Source organism: Streptomyces sp. NPDC057271, from assembly GCF_042668715.1.
GTDB lineage: Bacteria > Actinomycetota > Actinomycetes > Streptomycetales > Streptomycetaceae > Streptomyces.
Genome location: NZ_JBHUYJ010000038.1, coordinates 1 through 7,466, shown reverse-complemented (window position 1 = coordinate 7,466; position 7,466 = coordinate 1). Strand labels below are relative to the sequence as shown.

7 protein-coding genes are annotated in these 7,466 nt (G+C 71.4%); 5 read left to right on the top strand and 2 right to left on the bottom strand.

The genetic code is table 11. The features are described from left to right. The first annotated feature begins 478 nt into the window (after positions 1-478). From ACFUJR_RS19015 to ACFUJR_RS19005, 3 genes are all read left to right on the top strand, one after another. A complete protein-coding gene (locus ACFUJR_RS19015; protein WP_383172170.1) occupies positions 479-901 on the top strand; it encodes an SCO4225 family membrane protein in 423 nt (140 codons plus the stop codon). Positions 902-1,119: 218 nt separating this feature from the next. Continuing rightward, positions 1,120-2,943 (top strand): asparagine synthase (glutamine-hydrolyzing), encoded by a 1,824-nt coding sequence (gene asnB, locus ACFUJR_RS19010; protein ID WP_383172168.1) that lies wholly within the window; start codon positions 1,120-1,122, stop codon positions 2,941-2,943. Positions 2,944-3,001: 58 nt separating this feature from the next. Further along, positions 3,002-4,222 carry an acetyl-CoA C-acyltransferase gene (locus ACFUJR_RS19005; RefSeq protein ID WP_383172166.1) on the top strand — a complete coding sequence of 407 codons (1,221 nt, stop codon included), beginning with the start codon at positions 3,002-3,004 and terminating at the stop codon, positions 4,220-4,222. A 366-nt stretch (positions 4,223-4,588) separates the two neighbouring features. Here the strand turns inward: ACFUJR_RS19005 and ACFUJR_RS19000 are convergent, their stop codons facing one another. Beyond that, on the bottom strand, positions 4,589-5,212 hold the full coding sequence (locus ACFUJR_RS19000) for a TetR/AcrR family transcriptional regulator (protein ID WP_383172164.1): 624 nt from the start codon (positions 5,210-5,212) through the stop codon (positions 4,589-4,591). A 131-nt stretch (positions 5,213-5,343) separates the two neighbouring features. On the opposite strand from ACFUJR_RS19000, the gene ACFUJR_RS18995 reads away from it, so the two are divergent. Further along, positions 5,344-6,147, top strand: a complete 804-nt coding sequence (locus ACFUJR_RS18995; protein ID WP_383172162.1) for an alpha/beta fold hydrolase — start codon at positions 5,344-5,346, stop codon at positions 6,145-6,147. After that, entirely contained in the window at positions 6,144-6,761 is a 618-nt protein-coding gene (locus ACFUJR_RS18990; RefSeq protein ID WP_383172160.1) for a dihydrofolate reductase family protein, read from the top strand. The genes ACFUJR_RS18995 and ACFUJR_RS18990 overlap by 4 nt, the downstream gene beginning before the upstream one ends. 241 nt (positions 6,762-7,002) lie before the next feature. Here ACFUJR_RS18990 and ACFUJR_RS18985 read toward each other — a convergent pair whose 3' ends face one another. After that, a complete protein-coding gene (locus tag ACFUJR_RS18985; protein WP_383172158.1) occupies positions 7,003-7,323 on the bottom strand; it encodes a hypothetical protein in 321 nt (106 codons plus the stop codon). Positions 7,324-7,466: the final 143 nt, after the last annotated feature.

Below are 7,466 nucleotides of genomic sequence, written 5' to 3'. Positions count from 1 at the left end.
AGCGCCTGCTCGACCCGCGTCTCGGGGGGGGGGGAGGGGGGGGGAGGCCATAACTTTGGGGGGCGGCCCCCCGGGAACGGGGCCCCCCCCCACACCCGTACCGGAGGCTCCCGTGATCCCGCACCCCGCCCAGCAACCACCCTCCCCCGCCCAGCAACCACCCTCCTCCGCGCGGGCCCTCCCGACCGGAGAACCCGGCACCGGAGCCCTCGTCGAGCACGCCCGCGATGACCGGCGCGGGACCCGGGTTCAGCGCCGAGGGCCACGGCGAAGACGCACCGGACATGCCGGATACGTTGCGCGGTGTCCCCGGCGTTCCTGCCGTGCACGGCTCTGACCAGGTATGCAGGGCCGAGCAGGATGAGTTGTCGTACTCAGGTGGTGGTCCTCGGCAGCTTCGAGACTGGGTGCAGGTCGAACGAAGCGGAACGGAACGGGGAACGTCATGGTGCGCCGTTGGTCGAAGGCTGAGACGTGGGTGCCCGGTGCGTACCTGGCACTGGTGGTCGCGATGCTGGTCTACGTCGAGGTCGGCAGCCGGCTCGGGGACATCGGGTTCTTCGGGATCTGGCCGATTCTGGCCACGGCGCCGGTCAGCCTCCTGCTGCTGTCGTTCTTCGGACCCGCTGCTGCCGCCCTGGACTCGGCCCCTATCCCGCCCGGTGATCCCTACTACGGCTCGGAGCCGCCCGCCGAACCGCCCACGGAGTTCATTCCGGAGTCTGCTCCGCTCCCCGCGGACTGGGTACCGGACACGTCCGTGGCCGCCGACCCCGGCATCTGGGCCGGGCTCGGCTTCCACGCCGCGGTCCTGGTCAGCGCCCTGGTCAATGCCGCAGCGATCTGGTCCCTGCTCCGCTACACGGCGCGGCGGCGCGGCACCAGGGCTGCGCAGGTCTAGCGGTACGGCCACCGCCTGCCCCTTGGGAACCCGGCACTTGAGCCCGTCCAGGGCCCTTCGTCGCGCGTGACGTGATCAGCCCTTGATCGTTTGAGTTGTCGCCGCCGGAGATCCGGCGGCGGACCCCTGTCGTGAAGCAGGCATCCGCAAGGGTGCGGCAGTGCGGGCCCAGGACGTTCAGGGCGGCCCCTCCTGCTGGGCCTGGGAAGTTCTCACGCATGTGCGGTCTGGTCGGGTACGCAGGTTTCGGGGACGCTCCCGCGGCCGCCACCGAAGGCACCACTCTCAAGGAGATGACGCAGACGCTCGCCTGCCGGGGTCCGGACGCCTCCGCGACCTGGCGCGAGGGGAACGCGGCGCTGGGCCACACCCGGCTGGCCGTCGTGGACCTGGAGGGCGGCCGTCAGCCACTGCTCCTTGAGCACGCCGGCCGCACCGTGCTGGCCGTGGTGTTCACCGGCGAGATCTACAACCACGGCGAACTGCGGCGGGAGCTGACCGGGCTCGGGTACAGGTTCCGCACGCGCGGTGACAGCGAGGTGGTCCTGCACGCGATCGACGCCTGGGGCCGCGACGCCCCCGGCCGGCTGGAGGGGATGTTCGCCTACGCGGCGTGGGAACCGGCGCGGCGGCGGCTGACCCTGGCCAGGGACCGGCTGGGGATCAAGCCGCTCTGTTACGCCAGGACCGGGGCCGGGACGGTGTTCGGGTCCGAGCCCAAGGCCGTACTCGCCCACCCCGCCGTCCCGGTGGCACTGGACACCGACGGACTCCGTGAGCTGCTGCTCACCGCGCACCCCATGATCAAGACGCCGGGGCGCAGCGCCTTCGCCGGACTGCGCGAGGTGGCTCCCGGTACCACCGTAGTCGTCTCCTCCGAAGGCGAATCCATTCAGCGCTACTGGTCGTTGACGCCGGCCGAGCACCGCGACGACCTGCCCACCACGGTGGAACGAGTACGAGGGCTGCTCGGGCGGGCCGCGCGGGGGCAACTGGCGGCGGACGTCCCCGTCTGCATGCTGCTGTCGGGCGGCCTGGACTCCAGCGCACTCGCCGCACTCGGCCGTCCTGCCGCCGGGAAGCTGCACACCCTGTCCGTCGACGTCGGGGCCCGCGCGGCGGACGGCGACGCCATGGCCAGAGACCCGGACGGCCCCTACGTCGACCTGATGGTCCGGCATCTCGACACCACCCACCGTACGGTGCGGCCGAGCGCGGATGATCTGGCCGACCCCGCGCTGCGTGCCTGGGCGGGCCGCCTGCGCGACGGGCTGACGATGGGCGACTTCGACACCTCGCTGCTGCTCCTGTTCCGGGCGGTACGCGAGCACTTCGCCGTCACGGTGTCGGGCGAGGGAGCCGACGAACTGTTCGGTGGCTACCGCTGGTTCACCCACCAGGCGGCATCTGCTGGATCGTTTCCCTGGGACAAGGTCCTGGGCCGCGCGGATGCCACCCGGCTGCTCGACCCCGCCCTCGCCGCCACCCTGGACCTGCCCGGTCACCGCGCCGAGCTGTACGCGCAAGCCGTCGCCGAGATCGAGCACCTTCCCGGCACCTCACCCGACGAGGCAGCCCTGCGCCTGGGCAGCCACCTCAACCTGACCCGCTTCCTGCCCTGCCTGCTGGACCGTACCGACCGCCTCAGCATGGGGGTCGGCCTGGAGGTCCGTGTCCCGTTCCTCGACCACCGCCTCGTCGAGTACGTCATCAACGTCCCCTGGGCCGTGAAGACCCACGACGGCCGTGAGAAGAGCCTGCTGCGCGCCGCCATGAAAGGGCTGCTCCCCGACCCCGTCCTCCAGCGTCGCAAGAGCCCCTATCCGATGGTCCGCGACCCCGCCTACCGCGCCGCGCTGACCACCCAGGTCCGGCAGCTCCTGTCCTCCGGCTCCCCGGCCATCGGCCTGCTCGACCCCAAGGCCGTACGCACGCTGCTCCTGGAAGCGCAGGGCGAGGACCGGTTCCCGCGCGAGGGACTCGAGTTCGTCCTCGACCTCGACCGGTGGATGCGCACCCACAGCCCTTCCCTGCGGCTGTAGTCCCTCCCACACCCCACCGGCCGTCTCCCCCTCACCGACTTCTCCGAGGACCACCTCCATGCCCGACGCCGTCATCGTCTCCACCGTCCGCACCCCCATCGGCCGCGCCCACAAGGGCTCGCTGGCCGCCGTACGTCCCGACGACCTGCTGGCCCACACCGCCGCCGAGGCCGTCGCCCGCATCGCCGGCCTGACCGCGGACTCCATCGACGACCTGATCGTGGGGTGCGCCCTGCCCGGCGGCGAGCAGGGCTTCGACATCGCCCGGATCGCCGCCGTCCTGCTCGGCTGGGACCACGTTCCCGGCGTGACGGTGAACCGCTTCTGCACCTCGTCGCTCCAGGCCATCCGCATGGCCGCACAGGCGGTGCGGTGCGGCGACGCCGACGTCGTCGTCGCCGCCGGGGTGGAGTCCCAGTCCCGGCTGTCCCGGGGAAGTTCCGACACCTGGCCCGACACCGAGAACCCCGCCTTCGCCGAAGCCAGGGAACGCACCCTCGCCCGGTCGGCCGGTGACGCCATGCCCTGGACCGACCCTCGCAGGCGGGGAATGCTGCCCGACCCCTACATCCCGGTCGGCCTCGCCGCTGAGAACGTCGCCGATGTCTACGGCATCTCCCGCCGCGACATGGACGCCTACGCCGCGCGCTCCCACCACCTCACCCAGCAAGCCCTCGCGGAGGGCTTCCACCTCGGCGACATCGCCCCCGTCAAGAGCCCCGACGGAGCCACCGCCACCACCGACGACTGCCCCCGCACCGGAGTCACCACGGACACCCTGGCCGAACTGGCACCCCGCTTCCGCCCCGACGGACGCGTCACCGCCGGCAACAGCGCGCCGCTCTCCGACGGAGCCGCCGCAGTCGTGGTCATGTCCGATGCCTACGCCCGCGCCCACGGCCACACCCCGCTCGCCCGGATCCTCGCCACGGCGACGTCGGCCGCCACACCCGAAACAGAGGGCCCCGCCCCCGTCGCCGCAACCCGCACCGCCCTGACCCGGGCCGGCCTGTCCCTCACCGACATCGACACCGTCGCCGGCAACGAACCCTTCGCCGCCCAAGTCCTCGCCTACTGCACCGAACTCGGCCTGGACCCCGCGCGCATGAACACCCACGGCGGATCGATCGCCCTCGGCGAGCCCTACGGCGCCGCCGGCGCCCGACTCACCACCACCGCCCTCACCACCCTGCGCCACGACGACCACACCACCGCCCTCGTCACCGTCGTCGCGGCCGGCGGCCAAGGCATGGCCATGGTGATCGAACGAATGGAATGACAGCGCTCCGCGTACCACCGCGAGGGCCCGCCGTCGCCCACCCTGGGCGCCGACCGGAGAATCACCCCCAACCCCAGGTCGCTGACCCGGGGCTTCGTTCAAGAGCGGATGACGGGAATCGAACCCGCGCTACAAGCTTGGGAATCACTGCCCCTCAGACCGTGAACATTCGCCTTCTGACCTGCGGCGACATCCGCTGATGCGGCGGCTTCGACGGGCGCGGAGACGCCCGTGGCGACCGCTGTTCACCGCTCCGAAGGGCACGGATCCACGGATGGGGCACGGCCGACGCACCTCCCGGCTCGCCTCGCGTCCAGCCTGCCGTCCGACCGGGCGTTCTCGGCTGTCCGACCGGGCCGCCGTCCCTCACGGGGCGCCTGGTGCCCGGTACGCGGCGAGGAAGGCGCGGACGCCGGCTGTCGCGTAGCGGTCGAGATCGGCTTCCGTGTGCTGGGCGCTGCCGTGAAACATGGCCCGGTTCACGGGGATCCACAGCAGCAGTCCGGCGAAGTGGTGGGCGGCCAGCATGGGGTCGTCGGTTCTGAGCGCTCCCCGGTCGGTCAGGCGCTCGAAAGTGGCTGCCAGGGTGGCCAGGACCCGTTCGAAGCCGTGCTCGTACCAGGCGGCTCCCAGCGCGGGGAACGCGCCGGCGTTGGCGATGATCAGTCGACGCAGCTGGATGACCTGGGGCTGGGTGAGGGCCGTCAGGAACCGGTGCGCGAGACGGGCCAGGTTCTCGTCCAGGGTGTCGGCGTCGGCGGGTACGTCGGCCACGAGGTCGATCATGCCGTCGATGCGGTCGGTGGTGGCCAGGACGATCTCGGCGAAGAGCTTCTCCTTGTCCGCGAAGTGCTTGTAGACGGTCTGCTTGGAGACCGCCGCCAGCTTCGCGATGTCGTCCATGCTCGTTCCCGAGTACCCCTTGTCCAGGAACACGGTGGTCGCGGCTTCCAGGATCGCCTGGTGCTTGCGTGCCGAACGGCTGTCCATCCTCGACTCCTCTTGCCCGCCTTCGCCTTCCTCCGAAGAGTACTGGACCGACCAGTACTCGTTCGAGTACTGTACCGTCCAGTTCCGGCGCGGCGCCTCACGGTGGGCCCGCACACCTACGGGGGTTTCACATGGACAAGGTCTTCTCGGCCGACGGCACGGCCATCGCCTTCGAGCAGCGGGGATCCGGCCCCGCGCTGGTGCTCGTCGGGGGAGCGTTCATGACGCGGCACGATTCGGCGGAGCTCGCCGGTCTGCTGGCCGAGCGCTTCACCGTGCTCACCTACGACCGTCGAGGCCGGGGCGACAGCGGCGACGGCCCGGCGTACGACGTGCAGCGTGAGGTCGAGGACCTGGACGCCCTGATCGAGCACGCCGGCGGCGAGGCCATGCTCTTCGGCATGTCCTCCGGCGCCGTGCTGGCGCTGGAGGCCGCGGCCCGGGGGAGCGTCGTGACCCGGCTCGCCCTCTACGAGCCGCCCTTCGTCACCGACGACAGCCGCCCGCCGCTGCCCGCCGACTACGTCGCCCGCCTGGAGGAACTGGTGGAACGGGGGGCCTACGGCGACGCGGCCGCGTACTTCATGACCGCGGCCGTGGGCATGCCCGCCGAGGCCGTCGCCGGCATGCGGCAGGCCCCCTTCTGGGCGGGCATGGAGGCCGTCGCCCGGACTCTGCCCTACGACGGCCGGGTCATGGGCGACACCATGTCCGGGCGTCCCCTGCCCGCCGACCGCTGGCGGTCCGTGACGGTTCCCGTCCTCGTCGGCAGCGGCGACGTCGGCGCGCCGCACATGCTCACCGGTGCCCGTGAATTCGCCGCTCTGGCCGACAACTTCACCCTCCGGATCTTCCCCGGGCAGGAGCACACCATCGCCCCCGCCGCCCTCGCTCCCGCTCTGGCGGACTTCTTCACCGCCGGGAAGCAGGCGTGAGCAAGGTCTTCGCCAGTCTGGGCATGTCCCTGGACGGCTTCATCGCCGGCCCCGGTTCCCGCCCCGACAACCCGCTCGGTGACGGCGGGATGCGCATCCACGAATGGGTCTTCGACGTCGAGAGCTGGCGGGCCCGCCAGAATGCCGAAGGCGGGCAGACCGATCAGGACGACGACATCGTCCGGGAGAACTTCGACCGCGCCGGTGCCTACATCATGGGGCGGCGGATGTTCGACGAAGGGGAGGTCGGCTGGCCCGACCCGCCGCCCTTCCGAGCCCCCGTCTTCGTCCTCACCCACACGCCTCGGGCACCGTGGGTGCGGCAGGGCGGTACCGCCTTCACCTTCGTGACCGAAGGGATCGACAGCGCGCTGGCCCGGGCTCGCAGGGCCGCTGGGGGCAAGGACGTCCAGATCTCCGGCGGCGCCCACACCGTACGGCAGTTCATCGCCGCCGGACTCCTGGACGAACTCCAGATCCATCTCGCGCCCCTCGTCCTCGGAGCGGGCGTCCGGCTGTTCGACGGCGTCTCGACCGGCCTCAGCCTCGAACCCGTCCGGGTGGTCGACTCCCCGCGGGTCACTCATCTCACGTACCGGTTCGCGGCGCCCTGACTCCGGCTGGACGACGACGAAGCCCCAGGCCGCTGACCTGGGGCTTCGTTCAAGAGCGGATGACGGGAATCGAACCGCGCTACAAGCTCGGGAATCACCGTCGCCCGGCTTGGCCACTCGCTGTCTGACCTGCGAAAACAGGTGCTGGTGGCACTCATCCCGCAGGCTCGTGGGCACCTGCGTAGACCGCTGTTGACCGTCCTGAGGGGCTCGGCTGGGGCACGACTTGCGGAGGTGGTCCTCACTCGGCGACTGCCCACCGGGCGGCAGCGACCGCGCCCAGGAGGAGCGGCGGGGCAAGCCACCACGGGCCCATGGCGCGACGGATCGACGGAAGAAGAGTCACCAGGAGGGCGAGCCCGCTCGAGGCGATGGCGAGAACACAGGACAGCACGATCCCTGCCTGTGCCTCGTCGTCCCAGCTTCCTGCGGGCCGGATGGTGAGGGCCGTGTACACGAACCATGCGGCGATCGCGTGGAGGAGTACCAGCGGGACCGCCATGACGCGCCGCAGACAGCCGTCATCACCGGCCGTCCCGGCTACGTCGGGCCGATCGGACATCACTGGAGAACTCCCTTCGCATCGTCGATGTCTTTGGCGAAGGCCGTCCCTAGTGCCGCATCAGGCAACGTTCGCCCCGTCGTGACGTGCCGCCCGGTCGCTGTTCCGGGCGGCACTGGACGGCCAGAATGATCACGTGGCTG

Excerpts from the sequence above, each read along its gene's own strand:
- asnB (WP_383172168.1), top strand. The coding sequence starts at position 1,120 with ATGTGCGGTCTGGTCGGGTACGCAGGTTTCGGGGACGCTCCCGCGGCC.
- ACFUJR_RS19005 (WP_383172166.1), top strand. The coding sequence starts at position 3,002 with ATGCCCGACGCCGTCATCGTCTCCACCGTCCGCACCCCCATCGGCCGC.
- ACFUJR_RS19000 (WP_383172164.1), bottom strand. The coding sequence starts at position 5,212 with ATGGACAGCCGTTCGGCACGCAAGCACCAGGCGATCCTGGAAGCCGCG.
- ACFUJR_RS18995 (WP_383172162.1), top strand. The coding sequence starts at position 5,344 with ATGGACAAGGTCTTCTCGGCCGACGGCACGGCCATCGCCTTCGAGCAG.
- ACFUJR_RS18985 (WP_383172158.1), bottom strand. The coding sequence starts at position 7,323 with ATGTCCGATCGGCCCGACGTAGCCGGGACGGCCGGTGATGACGGCTGT.